Annotated in this window: 18 protein-coding genes; 11 read left to right on the top strand and 7 right to left on the bottom strand. The window is 71.5% G+C overall.

All coding sequences use genetic code 11. The features are described from left to right. Window positions 1–13: 13 nt before the first annotated feature. Entirely contained in the window at window positions 14–1186 is a 1173-nt protein-coding gene (locus tag ID574_RS26695) for a CynX/NimT family MFS transporter (protein WP_188191704.1), read from the bottom strand. Between the two features lie 68 nt (window positions 1187–1254). Between ID574_RS26695 and ID574_RS26690 the strand changes: the two genes are divergently transcribed. Continuing rightward, the gene (locus ID574_RS26690) at window positions 1255–2247 is read left to right on the top strand and encodes a LacI family DNA-binding transcriptional regulator (RefSeq protein WP_442939326.1); all 993 of its coding nucleotides are present in this window, start codon (window positions 1255–1257) and stop codon (window positions 2245–2247) included. An 86-nt stretch (window positions 2248–2333) separates the two neighbouring features. Here ID574_RS26690 and ID574_RS26685 read toward each other — a convergent pair whose 3' ends face one another. Then, window positions 2334–3689, bottom strand: a complete 1356-nt coding sequence (locus tag ID574_RS26685; protein ID WP_188191703.1) for an MFS transporter — start codon at window positions 3687–3689, stop codon at window positions 2334–2336. 59 nt (window positions 3690–3748) lie between these two features. On the opposite strand from ID574_RS26685, the gene ID574_RS26680 reads away from it, so the two are divergent. From ID574_RS26680 to ID574_RS26640, 9 genes are all read left to right on the top strand, one after another. After that, window positions 3749–4726: a winged helix-turn-helix domain-containing protein gene (locus tag ID574_RS26680; RefSeq protein ID WP_223167084.1), complete on the top strand. Its 978-nt coding sequence runs from the start codon at window positions 3749–3751 to the stop codon at window positions 4724–4726. 71 nt (window positions 4727–4797) lie between these two features. Continuing rightward, window positions 4798–5766, top strand: coding sequence for a sugar-binding transcriptional regulator (locus ID574_RS26675; RefSeq protein WP_188191702.1), 969 nt, complete (start codon window positions 4798–4800; stop codon window positions 5764–5766). Between the two features lie 142 nt (window positions 5767–5908). Further along, entirely contained in the window at window positions 5909–7000 is a 1092-nt protein-coding gene (locus ID574_RS26670; protein ID WP_223167083.1) for an ABC transporter substrate-binding protein, read from the top strand. 7 nt (window positions 7001–7007) lie between these two features. Further along, window positions 7008–7769 carry an ATP-binding cassette domain-containing protein gene (locus ID574_RS26665; RefSeq protein ID WP_188191701.1) on the top strand — a complete coding sequence of 254 codons (762 nt, stop codon included), beginning with the start codon at window positions 7008–7010 and terminating at the stop codon, window positions 7767–7769. A gap of 34 nt (window positions 7770–7803) precedes the next feature. Then, the gene (locus ID574_RS26660; RefSeq protein ID WP_223167082.1) at window positions 7804–9036 is read left to right on the top strand and encodes a sugar ABC transporter permease; all 1233 of its coding nucleotides are present in this window, start codon (window positions 7804–7806) and stop codon (window positions 9034–9036) included. Beyond that, window positions 9036–10511 (top strand): FGGY-family carbohydrate kinase, encoded by a 1476-nt coding sequence (locus tag ID574_RS26655; protein WP_188191700.1) that lies wholly within the window; start codon window positions 9036–9038, stop codon window positions 10509–10511. Before ID574_RS26660 ends, ID574_RS26655 begins: the two co-directional genes overlap by 1 nt. Continuing rightward, on the top strand, window positions 10508–12001 hold the full coding sequence (locus ID574_RS26650) for an FGGY-family carbohydrate kinase (protein ID WP_188191699.1): 1494 nt from the start codon (window positions 10508–10510) through the stop codon (window positions 11999–12001). Before ID574_RS26655 ends, ID574_RS26650 begins: the two co-directional genes overlap by 4 nt. After that, window positions 11998–12615 (top strand): histidine phosphatase family protein, encoded by a 618-nt coding sequence (locus ID574_RS26645; RefSeq protein ID WP_188191698.1) that lies wholly within the window; start codon window positions 11998–12000, stop codon window positions 12613–12615. Before ID574_RS26650 ends, ID574_RS26645 begins: the two co-directional genes overlap by 4 nt. Next, window positions 12612–13616 (top strand): 2-hydroxyacid dehydrogenase, encoded by a 1005-nt coding sequence (locus ID574_RS26640; RefSeq protein WP_188191697.1) that lies wholly within the window; start codon window positions 12612–12614, stop codon window positions 13614–13616. The genes ID574_RS26645 and ID574_RS26640 overlap by 4 nt, the downstream gene beginning before the upstream one ends. A 5-nt stretch (window positions 13617–13621) precedes the next feature. Here ID574_RS26640 and ID574_RS26635 read toward each other — a convergent pair whose 3' ends face one another. From ID574_RS26635 to ID574_RS26615, 5 genes are all read right to left on the bottom strand, one after another. Then, the gene (locus ID574_RS26635; protein WP_188191696.1) at window positions 13622–14482 is read right to left on the bottom strand and encodes a carbohydrate ABC transporter permease; all 861 of its coding nucleotides are present in this window, start codon (window positions 14480–14482) and stop codon (window positions 13622–13624) included. Further along, on the bottom strand, window positions 14479–15435 hold the full coding sequence (locus ID574_RS26630) for a carbohydrate ABC transporter permease (protein ID WP_223167081.1): 957 nt from the start codon (window positions 15433–15435) through the stop codon (window positions 14479–14481). Before ID574_RS26630 ends, ID574_RS26635 begins: the two co-directional genes overlap by 4 nt. Window positions 15436–15486: 51 nt before the next feature. Continuing rightward, window positions 15487–16749: an ABC transporter substrate-binding protein gene (locus ID574_RS26625; protein ID WP_223167130.1), complete on the bottom strand. Its 1263-nt coding sequence runs from the start codon at window positions 16747–16749 to the stop codon at window positions 15487–15489. Window positions 16750–17277: 528 nt separating this feature from the next. Beyond that, window positions 17278–18729 carry a penicillin-binding transpeptidase domain-containing protein gene (locus tag ID574_RS26620; RefSeq protein WP_188191693.1) on the bottom strand — a complete coding sequence of 484 codons (1452 nt, stop codon included), beginning with the start codon at window positions 18727–18729 and terminating at the stop codon, window positions 17278–17280. Window positions 18730–18765: 36 nt separating this feature from the next. Further along, entirely contained in the window at window positions 18766–19128 is a 363-nt protein-coding gene (locus ID574_RS26615; protein ID WP_188191692.1) for a MerR family transcriptional regulator, read from the bottom strand. A 79-nt stretch (window positions 19129–19207) separates the two neighbouring features. Between ID574_RS26615 and ID574_RS26610 the strand changes: the two genes are divergently transcribed. Beyond that, window positions 19208–20131 carry an aldo/keto reductase gene (locus ID574_RS26610; RefSeq protein WP_188191691.1) on the top strand — a complete coding sequence of 308 codons (924 nt, stop codon included), beginning with the start codon at window positions 19208–19210 and terminating at the stop codon, window positions 20129–20131. Window positions 20132–20198 lie beyond the last annotated feature (67 nt).

Raw genomic sequence — 20198 nt, 5'->3', positions numbered from 1 at the left:
TGAAAACCCTCCCCTAAAGGTTAGCCTTACCTAAAGTAGCAGGGCGTCCAGCGAACCAGCCAGCCAAGATCTGCACCGCCAGCACCCCCAGCACCGCGATCAGGGGCACCGTCCAACCGCCCGAGACCTCCCGCAGGAGCCCGAAGAGCAGCGGCCCCAGAGCGGCGATCACGTACCCGACGGACTGGGCCACGGCCGACAGCGCGGTCACCGTCGCGGGGTCGGCGGGGCGCAGCGCGATGATCAGCAGCGCGAGCGCGAACGACGCGCCCTGGCCGACGCCGAGCACGATCATCCACAGCCACGGGACGGTCGTCGGGGCCAGCAGCACGCCGAGGTAACCGAGCACGGTCAGCGCGCCCGCGCCGACCACGTACGGCACCTGCGAGTCACGCCGACCGGCCAGCACGGGGACCGCGAGCGAGGTCCCGACCTGCACCAGGTTGGTGAGGCTGAGCAGGTAGCCCGCCTGGTCGGCGGGGAGACCGTGATCCAGGAAGATCGTCGGCAGCCAGGCCAGGACGACGTAGAAGGTGAGTGACTGCAGGCCCATCAGGGCCGTGATGTACCAGGTGACGCGGCTGCGGAGGACGGCGCCGAACGGCCTGGGCCCGTTCTGCGGCCCGGCCTGCTTGGCCAGCGCCTGCGGCAGCCAGAGCAGGGCCGCGAGCAGGGCGGGCACGGCCAGCAGCGCGGAGACGCCGCGCCAGCCGTACCCGGTGGCGCGCTCGATGGGGATCATCACCGCGGAGGCGGTGGCGGCGCCGGCCACGGCCGCGGAGACGTAGACGCCCGTCAGCAGGTTGACCCGGGACGGGAAGTGCTGTTTGACGACGCCGGGCATGGCGACGTTCATGACCGCGATCGCGGTGGCGGCCAGGGCGGAGCCGAGGTAGAGCATCGGCGCGCCGTCGAGGCCGCGCAGCACCACGCCGGCGGCGATGACGAGCAGACCGGCCAGCAGCGTGCGGTCGAGCCCGATTTGCCGGGCGAGCAGCGGCGCCACCGGGCCGAACACGCCCAGGCAGATCACCATGACCGTGGTGATCGCGCCGCCGCCCGCGGGTGAGAGTCCGACGTCGTTCATGATCTCGTCGAGGAGCGGGGAGACGCCCGCGATGGCCGGGCGCAGGTTGAGCGCGGCCAGGACGAACCCGGCCACGAGCACGGCAGATCTCAACGACATAGGGGACCACTCTCGCATAGCTACCTGACAACGTTGTCTAGCCCGTCCGGGTAAGACATGATCCTGGCGTGAGACCGACGATGAAGGACGTCGCCACCGCCGCCGGCGTGGCTCTCAAGACCGTCTCGCGTGTCGTCAACGGCGAGCCGGGCGTCCACCCGGCCACCGCCGAGCGGGTGCGCGAGGCGATCGACCGGCTGGGCTACAGCCGCAACGAGAGCGCGCGGGTGCTCCGCAGGGGCAGGACGGCCACGATCGGGCTGGTCATCGAGGACGTCGCCGACCCGTTCTACTCCGGGCTGAGCCGGGCCGTGGAGGACGTGGTCATCGAGCACGACTGCTTGCTGCTGAGCGGCTCGTCCGGGGAGGAGCCCGGCAGGGAGCGGGAGCTGGTCGAGACGTTCTGCACGCGCCGGGTGGACGGGCTGATCGTCGTGCCGGCCGGGGACGATCACACGTACCTGCGGCCGGAGCTGGAGGCGGGGACGAAGGTGGTGTTCGCGGACCGGCCGCCGGGGGCGGGGCTCGACGTGGACACCGTGCTCGCCGACAACGCGGGCGGGGCCGAGCACGCCGTACGCCACCTGCTCGGCCACGGTCACCATCGGATCGCCTTTCTGGGCGACGACCCCGGGATCTACACGGCCGCCGAGCGGCTCCGCGGCTACCGGAAAGCCCTCGGCGGACTGTACGACCAGCGGCTGGTGTCGATGCGGACGCCCTCTCTGGAGGCGGTGCGGGCTGATCTGTCCCGGATGTTCGCCATGGAGCAGCCGCCGACGGCGCTGTTCACCGGCAACGGCCGGTACACCGTGACCGTGCTGCGGGCACTGGCGGGGCGGCGGGTCGCGGTGGTGGGATTCGACGACTTCGAGCTGGCCGACCTGCTGCGGCCGGGGGTGACCGTGGTGGCGCAGGATCCGGCGTGGATGGGGAAGGTGGCGGCCGAGCTGCTGTTCCGCCGGTTGCGAGGTGACGTGGGTCCGCCCGAGCACATCCAGCTCCCGGTCCGCCTCATTCCTCGCGGATCCGGCGAACTCCCGCCCCCTCCCCCGCCCTGACCACCCGGGACAACCCCACGCCTCTCATCGCCGCCCCCGACGGTCTTGAGGACCGTGCCCCCCGCTGCCCCTCGCGGGCGTCCATGTCACGCGTCCAGGTGCGGGGTGGGAGCCGGCGTGGACGGCGGAAGGAGCTGGTCAGCGGGCCGTGGGCGGGGCGTGGGCGACGGGCGCAGGACGCCGGCGAGGGCCAGTGCCACGAGGATGCCGCCGACGCCCGCGACCGCGATCGCGGGCCCCGGCCCCATGGCCTCACCGAGCAAGCCGACCAGTGCCGCGCCGGCCGCCTGCCCGGTCATCAACCCCGCCGACTGCAGCCCGAACGCCTGCCCGCGCACCTCCTCCGGCACCGCGTCCACGAACCGCCGCTGCAACCCCAGCTGGTACGCCAGCCCCGCCGTCGCCACCGCCGCCAGCACGCAGGCCCACACGATCCCCGGCGCGAGCGCGAACCCGATCCAGGGCACCCCGAGCAGCACGGCCAGCGGCAACGACAGCCGCTCCCGCAGCTCGGGCGCCGCGAACCGGCCGACCGCGAACTCGCCGACCGCCATCCCGCCCGCCGCCGCCGCCAGCACCACCCCCGCCTGCCCCTGCCCGCCGAGGTAGGGCACGACCATGGCCTCGGCCCCCGCCAGGCACACGCACGGCAACCACCCGGCCAGCAGCAACCCGCGCACCCGCCCATCGGCCAGCAACCGCCGGTTCACGCGCAGCGTCTCCCTCACCGCACCACGCCGCCCGGCCCGGTCCGCGTCGCTCCGCTCCAGCCGATCCACGCCATCCCGCCCGGCCCCATCCACGCCATCCCGCCCGGCCCGGTCCGCGTCGTCCCGCTCCACCCGCGCCGCGGCGCCCCGGGCGGGCCGATACGGCAGCCCCACCCGCAGCACCACCGCGGCCACGATCGACAGCCCCGCGGTGACGGCCAGCGCCGACGAGGGGCCGGTGACGCCCAGGAACGCGCCGCCGACGGCCAGCCCGAGAATCTGCGCGCTCGCGGAGGCCACGTTCAGCACCGACCGCCCCAGCACGAACGCGTCCCCGGGCAGCACCTCGGGCAGCATGGCCGCCCGCGCGGCGAAGAACACCGGCGAGAACAACCCGGTGACCAGCACCAGCGCCAGCAGCACCCAGACCGGCAGCCCCGCGTAGGCCAGCAGCAGGCACGTCACCGCCCTGACCAGCTCCCCGGCGATCATCAGGGCCCGCGGCGGCACCCGGTCGGCCATCGAGAGCAGGAAGAGCCCACCCAGGATGAACGGCAGCCACCCCGCCATGTACGCCGCGGCCGACAGCCCGGGAGACCCGGTCCGCGCGTAGACCAGCACGGACAGGGAGAGCATCTTGATCACGTCCCCGGCGATCAGCAACACGAAGCTGCCGAACAGCACCCGGAACTCCCTGACGGCGAACACCTCGCCGAACGTCGCGCCCTTCATGGGTCACGATGCTGCGAGCGAACCCTCGACGGGGCGATTTTTTCGGATATAACCGAAACGTGCCTGTGAGCATCGAGGTTACTCCGCAAGACCTGGTGGCCAGCCGGTTCGCCATCTCACCGCTGATCGAGACCATGCACGCGCAATGGGTGCTCGCCGGCCGCACCGGGGCGGGTGTGCACGGGACGTGGGCGGGACGGTGGCGGAAGACGTACCGGGAACTCGTACGGGAGCACCCGGCCCTCCAGGCGGCCGCGGCGATCAGCGGCAACGCGGGCAGCGCGAACGTCTCCTTCGTCGCCCCTCCGCCGACCGCGGTGGACGTGTCGTTCGAGGAAGAGCTGGCCGCCATGCGGGAGACACCGCTGGAGCAGGCGCGAGCGGAGATCGTCAAGGTGCTGGCCGTGCGCCCGCCCGCGCCTATGACGGTCCGCGAATTCCTCCTGGGGCCGGAGGTGGTCCGGCGGCTCGCGGACGCGTACCAGGCGCTGTGGACGGAGATCATCTCTCACGAGTGGCCGCGCTTCCGCGCGATCCTCCAGCGGGACGTGGCGCAGCGGGCCGGCCGGCTGGCCGCCTACGGCTGGGCGGCGGCGCTGGAGGACCTCAGCCCTCGGGTGCACTGGCGGCGCGGCGGGCACATCGAGATCGAGTTGCGCTCGATCAGCGGACCCTACCGGCTCGGCGGAAAGGGGCTGCTCTTCGTGCCGTCCGCGTTCATGACCAGCATCGCCGCCTACCTGGAGGACGCCTGGCCGTACGCGATGATCTACCCTGCCCGGGGCATCGCGGCCGCGCCGCCCGCGCCCGACGCCGACCTGTCGCTGCTGATCGGCCGCAGCCGTGCCCGCATCCTCGCCGAGCTGGGCGAGCCCGCCACGACCACCCAGCTCGCGGCCCTGCTCGGGCAGAGCGTGGGCACCACGGGCGAACACGTGGCCGCGCTGCGCCGGACGGGCCTGATCGCCGGCACCCGCATCGGCCGCAGCGTCATGTACGCCCGCACGCCCCTCGGCGACGCCTTGATCACCGGCTAGCCTTGCCCCCGGAAGCTATAGTGGGTCGCACATCAGTTCAGCAAAGATGTTCACATCCCAGGAGCGCGCGCATGAATGCCGCCGACGTCGCCCCCGACGGGCAGCAGGCCAGGTTCCCGCATGAGCTGATGTACGCGGCGGCGCAGCAGTATTACATGGAGGACGCCACGCAGGGCGACATCGCCAAGCGGCTCGGCGTCTCCAGGGCCACCGTGAGCCGGCTGCTCACCGAGGCCCGCAGACAGGGCATCGTCGAGATCAAGGTGCACCGGCCGGCCGAGCTGACGGAGGGCCCGCTGGCCGACGAGGTGGCCCAGGCGCTCGGCCTGCGGCGCGTCTACCTGGTCCCCAAGGTCAGCGGTCCGGCCCTGGGCCCCTGGCTGGCGCCCGGCGTCTCCCGCGCGCTGGCCGCCGTGGGCCTGGAGTCGGGCGACGTCGTGCTCGTCTCGTCGGGCACCACGGTCTACGAGTGCGCCCGCGAGGGGCTCGGCCAGTTCCCCGGCGTCACGATCGCGCCGGCGGTGGGCGGGCAGGAGGAGCCGCAGCCCTGGTTCCAGACCAACGAGACCACCCGCATCCTGGCCGAACGCGTCGGCGGCGTGCCCGCCTACCTCTACGCGCCCGCCCTGCCCGGGCCCGAGCTGTTCTACTCGCTGCAGCACGAGCCGTCCGTGCGCAAGGTCATGGACCTGTGGGCACACGCCAAGTGCGCGATCGTCGGCGTCGGCTCGCCGCCGCTGATGCGGCAGATGGTGCCCGCCCTCATGCCACGCGACGCCGAGAGCCTGCGCCACGCCGTGGGCGACGTGTGCATGCGCGTCTACGACCGCGACGGCGCCCCGGTGACCTACCCGGGCAGCGAGCGGCTGGTGGCCGCCAAGCCTGAGGAGCTGCGCCGCATCCCCGCCGTGATCGCGGTCGCGGTGGGCGCCGAGAAGGTGCTCTCGATCGTCGCGGGCGCCAGGGGCGGCTACTTCAACCAGCTCGTCACGGACACGCCGACCGCGGAGGGCCTGGTCGCCGCAGCTCACCAGCTTTGAACAATTTTTCTGGACAATCTTTCTGAACGCAGGGTAACGTTCACCAAAAGGGACGTACCTCCTGTGAGGTCACGTCCTGCTCTCGGGGGCAGCGAGCGTCATGAACCCGTCCGCGAGGACATAGCAAGTGAGGAACGAACCCGTGAACAGAGCTCAGATGCGGACCGCCGCGTTCGCCGCAGTGGCAGTGCTCGCAGGCTCGGCGCTGGCCGCGTGCGGCTCAAGCTCCGGCTCCAGCGGCGGGACCACCGGCAGCGGCGGCGGAAGCGTCGAGAACGCCAAGGTCGCCTTCCTCATGCCCGACCTCGCCTCCACCCGGTACGAGCTGCAGGACAAGCCGCTGTTCGAGGCCAGGATGAAGCAGCTCTGCCCGACCTGCGTGGTCATCTACCAGAACGCCGACTCCGACGCCGCCAAGCAGCAGCAACAGGCCAACTCCGCACTCGCCCAGGGCGTCAAGGCCCTGGTGATCGACCCCGTCGACTCCGCCGCCGCGGCCACCATCGTCAAGACGGCGCAGTCGCAGCAGGTGCCGGTCATCGCCTACGACCGGCCGATCCCGGCCACGCCCGCCGACTACTACATCTCGTTCGACAACGAGAAGATCGGCCAGCTGATCGCCCAGTCCCTCGTCGACCACCTGAAGGCGGAGAAGGCCGAGGGCGGGATCCTCGAGGTCAACGGCTCGCCGACGGACGCGGCCGCCGGGCTGATCAAGAAGGGCATCCACAGCGCGATCGACCCGAGCGGCTTCAAGCTGCTGGCCGAGTACGACACCCCCGACTGGCAGCCGGAGAAGGCGCAGACCTGGGTGAGCGGCCAGATCACCCAGTTCAAGGACCAGATCGTCGGCGTGGTCGCGGCCAACGACGGCACCGGCGGCGGCGCGATCGCCGCCTTCAAGGCCGCGGGCGTGAAGGTGCCGCCGGTCACCGGCAACGACGCCGAGGTGGCCGCCGCGCAGCGCATCATCGCCGGCGACCAGTACAACACGATCTCCAAGCCCATCAAGATCGTGGCCGAGGCCACCGCGAACGTGGCGTGGGAGTTCATGCAGGGCAAGAAGCCCGCCGGCAAGACCACGCTGTACAACACGCCGTCCGAGCTGTTCGTCCCCACGGTCGTGACCAAGGAGAACATCAAGGAAGTGCTGTTCGACAGCGGCATCATGAAGGCCGCCGACGTCTGCACCGGCGAGTACGCCAAGGGCTGCGCCGAGCTCGGAATCAAGTGATGGCCTGATGGACGTCCTCTCCCTTCGCGGGATCAGCAAGACCTTCGGCGCGGTGGCCGCGCTCACCGACGTCGACCTCGACGTGGCCGCCGGTCAGGTCGTGGCCGTCGTCGGGGACAACGGCGCGGGCAAGTCGACGCTGGTCAAGATCCTCTCGGGCGTGCACCCGCAGGACTCCGGCACGATCACGTTCGAGGGCCGCGAGGTCGAGATCCCGACCCCGGCCGCCGCGCACAAGCTCGGCATCGCCACGGTCTTCCAGGACCTGGCGCTGTGCGAGAACCTCAACGTCATCCAGAACCTGTTCCTCGGCCAGGAGATCCGCCCGCTGCGGCTGAACGACGTGGCCATGGAGACCCGCTCGTGGGAGCTGCTCCGCCAACTCTCGGCCAAGATCCCGAGCGTACGGGTGCCGGTCGCGGCGCTGTCCGGCGGCCAGCGGCAGACGGTCGCCATCGCCCGGTCGCTGCTCGGCGACCCGAAGGTCATCATCCTCGACGAGCCCACCGCCGCGCTGGGCGTGGCGCAGACGGCCGAGGTGCTCAACCTGGTCGAGCGGCTCCGCGAGAACGGTCTGGGCGTCATCATGATCAGCCACAACATGGCGGACGTGAAGGCCGTCGCCGACAAGGTGGCGGTGCTGCGGCTCGGCCGCAACAACGGGGTGTTCGACGTGGACGCCGTCTCGACGGAGGACATCATCGCCGCCATCACCGGCGCCACCGACAACGTGGTGTCCCGCCGTGCGCAGAGAGGAACGCCCTCGTGAGCGTGACGGCACGAGCACAGGAAGGAGCGTCGTCGTGACCGCTGTGACGACCGACCGCCAGGACGAGCGGCTCCAGGAGCGCGACGGGCTGCGCGGCGCGCTCGCCGACGTGGTCGAGCGGGCCCGCGGCGGCGACCTCGGCGTCATCCCCGTCGTGGTCGGCCTCGTGGTCATCTGGACGGTCCTGCAGATCCTCAACCCGATCTTCCTGTCCAGCGCCAACCTGGTGAACCTCACGCTGGAGTCCGCCGCCGTCGGCGTGATCGCGCTCGGCATCGTGTGCGTGCTGCTCGTCGGCCAGATCGACCTGTCCGTCGGCTCGGTCAGCGGGCTGTCGGGCGCGGTGCTGGCGGTGCTGTTCGTGAGCGAGGGACTGCCGGCGTGGCTGGCCGTCGCGGCCGCGGTGATCATGGGTGCCGTGATCGGGTGGGTGTACGGGCAGCTGTTCAACAGGTTCGGCGTGCCCAGCTTCGTGATCACGCTGGCCGGCCTGCTGGCCTTCCTCGGGCTCCAGCTGTACGTGCTGGGCACCAAGGGCTCGATCAACCTGCCGTTCGACTCGGGTCTGGTGAACTTCGCGCAGCTGGACTTCGTGCCGGCCTGGCTGTCGTACACGTTCGCGGTGATCGCCGCGGTCTGGCTGTTCGCCAGCGGCTACCTGCACGCCCGGGAGCGGCGGCGGGCCGGGCTGTCGGCCAGGAGCGTGTCCGCGCTGGCCGTGCGGAGCGCGGCGCTGCTGGCCGTGCTGGCGTTCGTGGTCTGGTACCTCGGACAGACGCGCGGCGTGGGCTGGATGTTCGTCTTCTTCGTGGCGCTGGTGCTCATCATGCACTACCTGCTGTCGCGGACGAAGTGGGGCCGGGCGGTCTACGCCGTGGGCGGCAACGTCGAGGCCGCGCGCCGGGCGGGCATCAACGTCAAGGCGATCTACACCTCGGTGTTCGTGCTGTGCTCGACGTTCGCGGCGGTCGGCGGCATTTTGGCCGCGGCCCGGCTGGCGGCGGCCAACCAGAGCAGCGGCGGCGGCGACGTCAACCTCAACGCCATCGCGGCGGCCGTGATCGGCGGGACGAGCCTGTTCGGCGGGCGCGGCACGGCGTTCGGCGCGCTGCTCGGCATCATCGTGATCCAGTCCATCTCCAGCGGGCTGACGCTGCTCAACCTGGACTCCTCGATCAGGTTCGTGGTCACCGGCGCCGTGCTGCTGCTCGCGGTCATCGTCGACTCCGTGTCGCGGCGGTCGAGGACCTCCCACGGCAGGGCGTGATGGCGATCATCTGCGTGGACGCGGGGACCACGGTCATCAAGGCGGTCGCGTACGACGCCGCGGGCGCCGAGTCGGCCGTCGCCCGGCGGGAGACCGCGGTGTCCAGGCCCGCGCCCGGCCACGCCGAGCAGGACATGAACGCGGTCTGGGACGCGGTCGCGGCCACCGTGCGCGAGGTCGCGACCCTGGCCGGCCCGGTCGACTTCGTGGCGGTGACGGCCCAGGGCGACGGCTGCTGGCTGGTCGGCCCGGACGGCGCGCCGACCGGGCCCGCCGTCCTCTGGAACGACGCCCGCGCGGCGGCGACCGTGGACGCCTGGACCCGGGAGGGGCTGGCCGCGGCGGCCTTCCGCGTCAACGGGTCCACGGCGGCGTCCGGGCTGCCGCACGCGATCCTGACCTGGCTGCGGGAGCACGACCCCGATCGGCTCGACCGGTCGGCCGCCCTGCTGACCTGCGGCGGCTGGATCTTCGCGAGGATGACCGGGGAGCGGGTGGCCGACGAGTCCGACGCCTCCGCGCCGTTCATGGACCTGGGGGCGCGGGCCTACTCCCCTGAGCTGCTGACCATGTTCGGCCTGGAGTGGGCCGAGCGGCTCCTTCCCCCGGTGCGCTCCGGCCACGTCGCCGAGCTGCTGCCGGACGCCGCCGAAGCGCTCGGCCTGCCGGCCGGGACGCCCGTCGTGATGGCCCCGTACGACATCGCCGCCACGGCCCTGGGGGCGGGCGCGGTGACGACCGGGCAGGCGTGCGGCATTCTCGGGACCACGCTCTGCACCGAGGTCGTCGTGGACTCCCCCGGCCTCGACGGCGAGCCGGTCGGCATCACGATCGCGCTGCCCGGCGGCTACCTGCGGGCCTTTCCCACGTTCGCGGGCACGGAGGTGGTGCAGTGGACGTGCCGCCTGCTGGGGCTGCGCGACCCGGCCGAGCTGAGCGAGCTGGCCGCGCGGTGCGCGCCGGGGGCGGGCGGGCTGGCGTTCCTGCCCTACCTGTCGCCGGCCGGGGAACGGGCGCCGTTCTCCGACCCCCTGGCGCGGGGGGCGATGCTGGGCATGTCGGTCGAACACGGGCGTGAGCACGTCGCGCGGGCGGTGCTCGAAGGGCTCACGATGGTGATCAAGGACTGCCTGGCGGCCACCGGCGCGGCGCCGACGGAGTTGCGGGTGTGCGGCGGCGGCTCGGCCAGCGCCGCCTGGCTCAGGCTCATCGCCGACGTGACCGGGCTGCCGGTGCGGCGGCCGGCCGACGCCGAGGTGGGGGCGCGGGGCGCGTACCTGGTGGGGCTGGCCGCCACGGGCGCCGCGCCGTCCATCGCCACCGCGGCCGCCGAGCACGTGCGCCTGCGGGACGCCGTGGCGCCCGACGCCGCCCGGCAGGCGTTCTACGCGCGGCTGTTCGACGACTTCCTGACCCTCCGCGCGACCAGCGCGGTTTCCTGGCCCTTGCTGGGCGAGATGCGGGGACGCGCATGAGTGTCTGGATCGGCGTCGACCTCGGGACGCAGAGCGTGCGGGCGATGGCCGTCGCCGAGACCGGGGAGGTGCTCGGCGCGGCCGGCCGGCCGCTGACCAGCCGCCGCGACGGGCCGCGCCACGAGCAGGACCCCGAGGAGTGGTGGCGCGCGCTGGCCGCAGCCACCCGGGAGGCGCTGCGGGACGTGCCGGCCTCGCGGATCGCGGGCGTGGCCGTGGCCGCGACCTCTGGAACGATCCTCCTCACCGACGCGGCCGGCCGTCCGCTGACCCCGGCGCTCATGTACGACGACCGCCGGGCCGACGCCGAACGGGTCAACGAGGTGGGCGCGGCCGTGTGGGAACGGCTCGGCTACCGGCGCATGCAGCCCAACTGGGCGCTGCCGAAGCTGCTGTGGCTGCTCCGCGACGCCCCCGCCGGGGCGCGACTGGCACATCAGAGCGATTTCGTGAACCGGCGGCTGGTCGGGCACGAGGTCGCCACCGATCTGAGCAACGCGCTCAAGACGGGCGTGGACCTGATCGAGGAGCGCTGGCCCTTCGAAGTGCTGAACCTGTTGCCCCCGGGGGTCCTTCCCGGCGTGGTACGGCCGGGGAGCAAGCTGGGCATGGTGTCCGCGGCCGCCTCCGAGCAGACCGGCATCCCCGCGGGCACACCGGTGATCGCCGGAACCACGGACGGCTGCGCGGCCCAGCTCGGCGCGGGCGCCACGCGGATCGGGAGCTGGAACTCGGTGCTGGGCACGACGCTGGTGCTGAAGGGCGTGACGAAGGAGCTGCTCCACGACCCGCTCGGCGTCGTCTACTCTCACCGCGCCCCCGACGGCTCCTGGCTGCCGGGCGGCGCCTCCAGCACGGGCGCCGGCGCACTGACCCGCGACCTCCCGGGCCGCGACCTGGACGCCCTCAGCTCCGAGGCCGCCGCCCGCTTCGGCAGCCGACGACGAGCACACGCCCACCCCGAGCCCGCTCGCCCCGTCACCGTGGGCCGCGGCTCGGCCGAATGGGCCCCCTCCGCGCCCGTGACATACCCGCTCGTCTCACGCGGCGAGCGCTTCCCCTTCGACGCCCCGGACGCCGAGACGTTCACGCTCGGGCAACCGGCCGGCGACGTCGAGCGTTACGTGGCGATCCTGCTGGGCGCGGCCTTCGTGGAGCGCCTCTGCTTCGACTACCTGGACCTGCTCGGCGCGCCCGTGGACGGCGAGATCATCCTGACCGGTGGCGCCACGAGGAGCGCGTACTGGACCCGGCTCCGGGCAGACGTCCTGGGACGTCCCGTGACGCTGCGGGAGAACGCCGAGCCCGCGCTCGGCATGGCGGTGCTCGCGGGCGGCGACCCGGCCCAAATGATCAGGACCCGCGCCGTGATCGACCCGTCCGGCGCCGACCTGCGCGAGCCGTACCTGCGCTTCGTCGGAGAGCTGGAGCAGCGCGGCTGGCTTCCAGGGAAGGTCGCACACCACGCCCGCGAGAGGATCGCCCGATGACCGACCTCGTGCTCGTCCGCCACGGCGAGACCGTCTGGCACGCCGAGAACCGCTACGCCGGCGTCAGCGACGTCGAGCTGACCCCTCGCGGCCACGCCCAGGCCGCCCAGCTCGCCGAATGGGCCGCGACGGCGGGCCTGGCGGCGGTCTGGGCCTCCACGCTCAGCCGGGCCGTGATCACCGCCGAGGCCGCCGCCACGAAGGCGGGCCTCGAACTCCACACCGACCCCCGCCTCCTCGAGCTGGACTTCGGCGAGGGCGAGGGCCTGACCGCGGCCGAGATGAAGGCCCGCTTCCCCGAGGCCCGCGCCGCCTTCGAGGCCGACCCCGCGGCTCATCCCCTGCCGGGCGGCGAGGACCCGCACGCCGCCGCCGCCCGGTTCGCCGAGGCCCTGGCCGACATCGCCGCCGCACACGCCGGCGGCCGGGTGCTGGTGGTCGCGCACACGACGGCCATCAGGCTGACTCTGTGCCGGCTGATGGGGGTGCCGCTCGGCGAGTACCGGCGGCTCCTCCCGCGCCTGGACAACTGCGCGCTGACCGAGGTCCGCCTTCGCGACACCGGGCGGGCGGCGTTGCTGCAGTACAACTCCCCGATTGGAGCCGTTCGTTGACCATCCGAGTCCTTGCCGCAGGCGACCACTTCGTCCAGAACCGCCTGCTCGTCGACGCGCTCAGGCGCGCGGTGCCCGGCGAGGTCGACATCCGCGAGCTGACGCTGCCGTGGCCGGTGGAGCCGTTCGGCCGGGTGGGCGAGGTGGACGAGGCGTCCGACGTGGAGGACGAGCTGATCGAGGCGCTGCGTGGCGTCGAGGTCTGCGTGACCCAGATGGCGCCGCTGACCAAGCGCGTCCTGGACGCCTCCCCCGATCTGCGGCTGTTCTGCGTGAGCCGGGGCGGCCCGGTCAACGCGAACCTGGAGGCGGCCGCGCAGGCGGGCGTCGCGGTGACGTACGCGCCGGGCCGCAACGCGGTGGCCACCGCCGAGCACACCCTGGCCATGCTGCTGGCCGCCACCCGCCGCCTCCCGCAGACCCACGCCGACCTGGCCGGGGGCGTGTGGCGGGGCGACTACTACATGTACGACAACGTCGGCCCCGAGCTGGAGGGCAGCACGGTCGGCCTGGTCGGGTACGGCGCGATCGGCCGCCGCGTGGCCCGCATGCTGGACGGCTTCGGCGCGCAGGTGATCGTCCACGACCCGTACGTGGACGCGCCCGAGAACGTGGACCTGGACGAGCTGCTGCGCCGCTCCCGCTTCGTCTCCCTGCACGCCCGCGCCACCCCCGAGACCGCCGGCATGATCGGCGCGGCCGAGATCGCCGCCATGCCCCGCGGCTCGGTCCTGGTCAACTGCGCCCGCGGCGCGCTGCTCGACTACGACGCCCTGTGCGACGCGCTGGACTCGGGCCACCTGTTCGGCGCCGCGATGGACGTCTTCCCCGAGGAGCCGATCCCGCCGGGCTCACGCCTGCTCACGACGCCGAACCTGGTGATGACCCCGCACCTGGCCGGGGCGAGCAAGGAGACGGCCATGAAGGCGGCCGCCATCGTGGCCGCGGACGTGGCCCGCTACGTGCGCGGCGAGCCACTGGTCCACCTTGCCACTCCTTGAAGGGGCTACCCCTTGAGCGCGCCGGCCATGAGGCCGCGCATGAAGAACCGGCCCAGCAGGACATAGATCACCATCGTCGGGATCGACGCGAGGATCGCCGCCGCCATCTGCTGGCTGTACGGGGTGGCCTGCGCGCCCGCGATGTTGTTGAGCATCACGGTCGTCGGCCAGCTCTGCGGCCCGGTCAGGAAGACGGCGAACAGGAAGTCGTTCCACAGCGAGGTGAACTGCCAGATGATGACCACCGCGAACGCGGGCCCGGACACCGGCAGCACGATCGACCAGTACGTCCGCAGCAGCCCGGCCCCGTCCACCCGCGACGCCTCGATCAGCTCGTCGGGGATCGTGACGTAGTAGTTGCGGAAGATCAGCGTGCAGATCGGGATGCCGTACACGACGTGGGCCAGCACCAGCCCGGGGATGCCGCCGTAGAAGACGCCCTGCAGCCCGGTCGCCTCGTTCAGCCACACCAGCAGCTGCACCAGCGGGATCATCACCCCCTGGTACGGGATGAACATGCCAAACAGGAACAACGTGAAGAGCACGTCCGCCCCGGGGAAGCGCCACTTCGACAGCACGTAGCCGTTCATGGACCCGAGCGCGCACGACAGCAGCGACCCCGGCACGGCCAGCAGCACGCTGTTCCACAGCCCGGGGGCGAGCTTCTCCCAGGCCACCCGCCACGCCTCGGCCGTCCACGTCTGCGGCAGGTTCCAGGCCTGGCCGGGATCCGCCTCGGTGAGCGGCTTGAAGCTGGTGACCAGCAGCACGTAGATCGGGATGAGGAAGATCACCCCGAAGAGCAGCAGCACCCCGAACCGCGTCCAGAGCAGCGGCTTCGCCCGGCGCCCGCCCACGGCCGTCATGACCGCCGCTCCTGCTCATGGTCGCGCTCACTCGGCCCTCGCTGGCCACGCAAGCTACCGCTCTCGGGCCTGACCGTTCGCCGCTCCGCACGAACGGACCAGATGAGGTACGGGATCACGAAGATCGCCACGCTCACCACGATGTAGGACGCGATCGTGGCACCCTTGGCCGGGTCGTTGGAGTCGAACACCGCCACCCACATGAACACGGCCGGCACGTCGGTGATGATCTGCTTGCCCGACACCGCCACGATCAGGTCGAACACCTTGAGCGAGATGTGCCCCAGGATGATCAGCGCCGACAGGGTCACCGGCCGCAGCATGGGCAGCACCACGTGCCGGTAGACGCCCCACTCGGTGCAGCCGTCCACCCGCGCCGCCTCACGCAGCTCCTCCGGCACACCCCGGAAGCCGGCCAGGAACAGCGCCATGACATATCCGGACATCTGCCAGATGGCGGGGAGCGCCATCGCCGCCATGCCCCAGTCCTGATCCCTGAACCACTGCCACTGCGGCAGCCCGAGCCAGTCGAACAGCCGGTTGAGCCCGACCGCCCGCTCCCCCGTCCCCGAGTTCATCAGCCACCGCCACACGATCCCGGTGGCGACGAACGAGATCGCCATCGGGAACAGGTAGATCGCCCGGAACGTCCCCTCGCCCTTGATCCCCTTCTCCATGAGGAACGCCAGCAGCCACCCGAGCAGCAGCGCCCCCAGCACGAACACGACCGTGAACACGATCGTGTGGTTGACCGAGAGATGCCATCGGGGCTGGTCCCAGATGTCGATGAAGTTCTGCAGCCCCACGAACTGCCCCTCGGACACCTGATCGTGCTTGTCGGTCATGGCCAGCTGGAAGTTCCAGCCCAGCATGCCGTACACGAAGACGCCGATCGCGACGATCGACGGGGTGACGAGGAGGAGCCCGGGCAGCCACGTGCGTGCCCGCCTCACAACCATGTCCTCCCATGGATGCGGCGGGCACGCCCGCCGCACCCCGATGAGTTATTGTGCGTTGGCCGTGGCCGCGTCGGCCAGCCCCTGCTGCAGGGCCTTGACGTCCTTGCTGCCGATGAACAGGCCCACCTGCTCGTTGATCGCGGCCAGCCACGGCTGGTTCACCGCGACGCCGTGCTGGATCGACCCGGCCAGCTTGTCGCTCGACCAGTCCTTCAGCGCGTCGGCCAGGTAGTCGGTGTAGAGCGCCTGGTCGGCGTCCTTGCGGGCGGGGATGGAGCCCTTCTTCGGGTTGAAGGCGTCCTGGCCCTCCTTGCTGGCCGCGACCTTCAGCCAGGCGATGGCCCCCTCCCGGTTCTTGGCGCCCTTGGGGAGGGTGAAGCTGTCGGACAGCCAGAGGTACGTGCCCTCGGTGCCGGGGGCCGGCGCCCAGTCGAAGTCCGTCTTCGACTTCTTGCCCAGGCCGCCCTCGGGCGGGTTGTGGAAGTAGCCGTAGGCCCAGTCGCCCATGACGTTGAACGCCGCCTGGCCGTCGGCCACCTGCTTGGCCGCGGGCTGCCAGTCGTCCTGCGGGTCGCCCGCGTACGACATGATCTTGGCGAAGCTCTCCAGCGCCTTGGTCACCTCCGGGCTGTTCCAGTTCGCGCCCGGCTTGAACAGCGCGTTGTAGGCGTCGGTGCCGAGCGAGCCGAGCAGCACGCTCTCCAGCAGGTGGGTGACGGTCCACTCCGACCCGATGGACAGCGGGATCTTGCCCTTGGCCTTGACCTTCTCCAGCGCCGCGACGAACTCGTCGATCGTCTTGGGAGCGGCCGCCACGCCTGCTTCCTTGAGCACGGACGGGTTGAACCACAGCACGTTGGACCGGTGGATGTTCACCGGCACCGAATAGATCTTGCCCTCGACGCTGATCTGCTCGACGAGCTGCGCGGGGAAGACGTCCTTGAGCTTGAGCTCGTCATAGAGGAAGGTCAGGTCTTCCAGGTTGCCTGCCTTGATGTAGCCCTGCAGCTCCGCGCCCGCGTGTCCCTGGAACGTGTCGGGCGGCTGACTGGCCTGGAGCTTCGACTGCAGCAGCGCCTTGGCCTTGTCACCGGAGCCGCCCGCCACCGCCGCGTCGAAGAACGTGTAGTTCGGATTCTGCTGCTCGAAGATCTTCCGCATCTCCGCGAGGCCGTCGGCCTCACCGGGGCCCGTCCACCAGGAGAAGACCTCGACCTGCTGTTTACCGCCTCCGCCCGCCGCGGGTGACTGGGTCGCCTGCCCGCCGCCACCACCGCCGCAGGCCGCCAGGCCCAATACGCTCACCATCGTGATCGAAACGGCCGTTAACCACCGTCGCATCGCACACCATCCCTTCGAAGTCCCCCCGAAGTAGGTGATTTGACAACGTTGTCAACGATTCACCTGCCGCTCTTGATCGTCAAGAGGTGACGGGTAACAGCTCCGCATACTCAGCGACGCGTGCACGGCCGGCGGCCGCGCGCCGGCGACCACCGCGGGGAGCGGAGCATCCACCGATGTATGTAGGCCGATGCGCATTCCCTATGTAGGAGGAGTGCGCATTCCCGGACGTGGGGCCTCTCGGGTGGGGCGGGCCCGAGCCCTGCGCGGCTCGAGCCCGCTGCCACGCGTCCGGAGCCGCACCCCCACCCCTCCGAAAAGGTCCGGCCCCATGCGGGACGCGCACAAAAAGAAACCGTAGAGGGCCGAAGGGGTACGGCACATGCGCCGACCTGTCCATTCCACGGTGTAGGCCGACGGCCCGGCAATGTGTAGACGCGGACTGCGGCCCTCGATCGCCCATGCGGCAATTTGTGTACGCCAGGCCAGGGGCGGCTAGGACAAGACGGCCTGGATCACGGCCCGCGCGATCCGCGCCACGGCGTCGGCCCGCGCGCCCGGCCGCTCCAGCACGACCCCCACCGCCACCTCCGGCTTGTCCGCCGGAGCGAAGGCCGTGACCAGCGCGTGGTCCTCCGCTCCCGGGACGGTCCTCGAGATGGCGGTCTCGGCGGCCACCTCCACGCCCTGCACGGCCGCCCCCGTCCCAGTGCCGCCGGCGTGCGTCACCGTGGTCATCAGCGCCGCCAGGTGCTTGGCCAGCGTGGGCGGCACCGCCCTCCGGTACGGCGTGGGACCGGCGCGGTTGATGACCGAGCCGTCCGGCAAACGCACCTCCTCCACCAGGTACGGCCGCATCAGCAACCCGTCGTTGGCCACCGCCGCCGACATCATGGCGATCATCAGCGGCGTTGCCCGGTTGCCGTGGTGCCCGATGGCGGCCAGGGCCGTCTGGGCGCGGTCCGCCGCCGTCGGATACCTGCTGGGCGTCGTGGGCAGCGGGATCCTGAGGTTCTCCGCGTTGAACCCGAACGCCTCCGCCTGGTCTCGCAGCAGGTCCTGGCCGAGCTGCATCCCGAGGTTGGCGAACGCCGTCTCGCACGAGACCTGGAAGGCGTACATGAGCGTGGGGTGCCTGTCGCGGCAGCCCGGATGGTTGCGGACGTACGCGGAGCTTCCAGGCAGGACCAGCCGAGCGGGGGCGTCCAGCAAGCTGGCCGGCGCGTACTCGCCCGACGCCAGCGCCGCGGCGGTGGTGACCAGCTTGAACGTGGACCCGGGCGGATAGGCGCGATGCAGCGCCCGGTTCAACAGGGGCTGCCCCGGCGCCTGCCGGAGCCGCCGGGCGGTCTCGGCGAGCCGGGCGCGGTCGAAGGAGGTGAGGGTGTTAGGGTCATAGGACGGGTAGGAGGCCAGCGCCAGGATCGCGCCCCTCGCCGGATCGATGGCCACCACCGCCCCCGGCACCCCCGTCTCCTTGAGGCCCTGGTACGCCGCCCACTGCGCCCGGTCGCTGATCGTCAGCCGGACGTCGGCCCCCTCGGCGGCCCCGTCCCGGACCAGCGACCTGACCTTCACCTTGGCGTCGTCCCCGGACAACACCGCGTCCTGAGCCTGCTCGATGCCGGTGGCGCGGTGCAGCGACAGGTGGCCGGTGACCGGCGCGTAGAGCTCGCCGTGCCGGTAGACGCGCCGGTAGCGGTACGGGCCGCCGCCGGTCGGGCGGCTCATGGCGATGGCCGTGCCGTCGTAGGTGAGGATGTCGCCGCGCGGCTGGCCGAACCTCGCGATCAGCGGCCGCTCGTTCCTGGGGTCGGCGTTGAGCGTGTGGGAGCAGAACGCCTGCACGATCGTGACGTGGATCAGCAGGACGAACAGCATCCACGCGCAGAGCACGGCGACGCGGCGCAGCGACACGTCGATCCGGCCGTTCCTCGATCCCGTCATGGATCTTGGTTTACCGACCGGAGCGCAAAGGCGGAGCTAGAGGACCCTGCGGTAGTAGGAGATCTTCGTCCGGATGTAGCGCTGGCGCTCGGCCAGGTTCGCGATCTGCTCCTGGACCTGCTTGTCGTGCTCCTCCAGCAGCTTGATCCGATCGGGGATCGTGTGGTCGCCCGCGCGGACGAGCTCGGCGAAGCGCAGCATCGTGGCGATCGGCATGCCGGTGTCACGCAGGCACCGCAGCGTGCCGAGCCAGCCGATGTCATCCTCGGTGAACCTGCGCTGGCCGGCCGCATTCCTCGCGACGCGCTCCAGCAGGCCGATCTTCTCGTAGTAACGGAGGGTGTCGAGACTGAAGCCGGTCTCCTCGACGGCTTCCGCCGGCGTATACACGGTCGTCACGCCCCCAGCATCCCACCTGGAGTGGACTCCAGGTCAACCGGTTGACATGGAGCGCACTCCAGCTCCGAGGCTCGGGGCCATGAACATCGCACTCGGCACGATTCCCTTCGGCACCAACGTCGATCTGCAGGAAACCTTCGCCATCCTGGACCGGTTCCACGAGGCGGGCGGCACGATGCTCGACACCGCCAACAACTACCCGTTCTGGAATGAAGGCCGCACGGGCGACGAGAGCGAGGAGGCCATCGGCGCCTGGCTGAAGGCCCGCGGCAACCGGGACGAGATCTTCATCAGCACGAAGTCGGGCGCCCGCCCCACGGTGCCCGGCGACACCACCCTGCACTCCGCCGAGGGCCTGTCGGCGCGTGCCATCGCGCAAGCGATCGAAGGCAGCCTGCGGCGGCTGGGGACCGACCGCATCGACCTGTACTGGTCGCACATCGAGGACCGGTCCGTACCGCTGGAGGAGACTCTGGGGGCGTACGACGAGCTCGCCCGGCAGGGGAAGGTCCGCGACATCGGGGCCAGCAACATGGCGACGTGGCGGCTTGAGCGGGCCAGGAACATCTCGGCGACGCGCGGGTGGTTGCCTTACAGGTACGTGCAGCTGCGGCACACGTACCTGCGGCCGCGGCCCCTCACCAAGCTCGCGGAGGCGGGGCACACGCTGGTGACCGACGAACTGCTCGACTACCTGGCCGCCGAGCCGGACATGACGTTGTGGGCGTACAACACGCTGATGTTCGGCGCGTACACGCGTCCGGACCGGCCGATCGCCGAGATCTACGACCACCCGGGCACCACCCGCCGCCTCGCCACCCTGCACGAGGTCGCCCGGGAACTGGGCGCCACCCCCAACCAGGTGGTGCTGGCCTGGCTGATGGCCGACGGCATCGTCCCGATCGTGGGCGTCTCGACGATGGCCCAGTTGGAGGAGGCCATCGGCGCCGCCGACCTGAAGCTCGACCCGGAACTCCGCACCCGCCTCGACACCCCTGCCTGACCCCGGCCCGGCGGCGCCCTTTGGAGACCGGTCCGCCCGACCCCAGACCCGCCATCCCCCACCGCAC

It is taken from the genome of Nonomuraea sp. SYSU D8015 (genome assembly GCF_008065375.1).
In the GTDB taxonomy this organism is placed as follows: Bacteria; Actinomycetota; Actinomycetes; order Streptosporangiales; family Streptosporangiaceae; genus Nonomuraea.
The sequence above is the reverse complement of the archived record's forward strand: the minus strand, read 5'-3'. Positions and strand labels throughout refer to the sequence as shown.

What these genes read in the sequence shown, in the direction of transcription:
- ID574_RS26695 (WP_188191704.1), bottom strand. Translation starts at nt 1,186, where the DNA reads ATGTCGTTGAGATCTGCCGTGCTCGTGGCCGGGTTCGTCCTGGCCGCG.
- ID574_RS26685 (WP_188191703.1), bottom strand. Translation starts at nt 3,689, where the DNA reads ATGAAGGGCGCGACGTTCGGCGAGGTGTTCGCCGTCAGGGAGTTCCGG.
- ID574_RS26675 (WP_188191702.1), top strand. Translation starts at nt 4,798, where the DNA reads ATGAATGCCGCCGACGTCGCCCCCGACGGGCAGCAGGCCAGGTTCCCG.
- ID574_RS26665 (WP_188191701.1), top strand. Translation starts at nt 7,008, where the DNA reads ATGGACGTCCTCTCCCTTCGCGGGATCAGCAAGACCTTCGGCGCGGTG.
- ID574_RS26655 (WP_188191700.1), top strand. Translation starts at nt 9,036, where the DNA reads ATGGCGATCATCTGCGTGGACGCGGGGACCACGGTCATCAAGGCGGTC.
- ID574_RS26650 (WP_188191699.1), top strand. Translation starts at nt 10,508, where the DNA reads ATGAGTGTCTGGATCGGCGTCGACCTCGGGACGCAGAGCGTGCGGGCG.
- ID574_RS26645 (WP_188191698.1), top strand. Translation starts at nt 11,998, where the DNA reads ATGACCGACCTCGTGCTCGTCCGCCACGGCGAGACCGTCTGGCACGCC.
- ID574_RS26635 (WP_188191696.1), bottom strand. Translation starts at nt 14,482, where the DNA reads ATGACGGCCGTGGGCGGGCGCCGGGCGAAGCCGCTGCTCTGGACGCGG.
- ID574_RS26625 (WP_223167130.1), bottom strand. Translation starts at nt 16,749, where the DNA reads ATGGTGAGCGTATTGGGCCTGGCGGCCTGCGGCGGTGGTGGCGGCGGG.
- ID574_RS26620 (WP_188191693.1), bottom strand. Translation starts at nt 18,729, where the DNA reads ATGACGGGATCGAGGAACGGCCGGATCGACGTGTCGCTGCGCCGCGTC.
- ID574_RS26610 (WP_188191691.1), top strand. Translation starts at nt 19,208, where the DNA reads ATGAACATCGCACTCGGCACGATTCCCTTCGGCACCAACGTCGATCTG.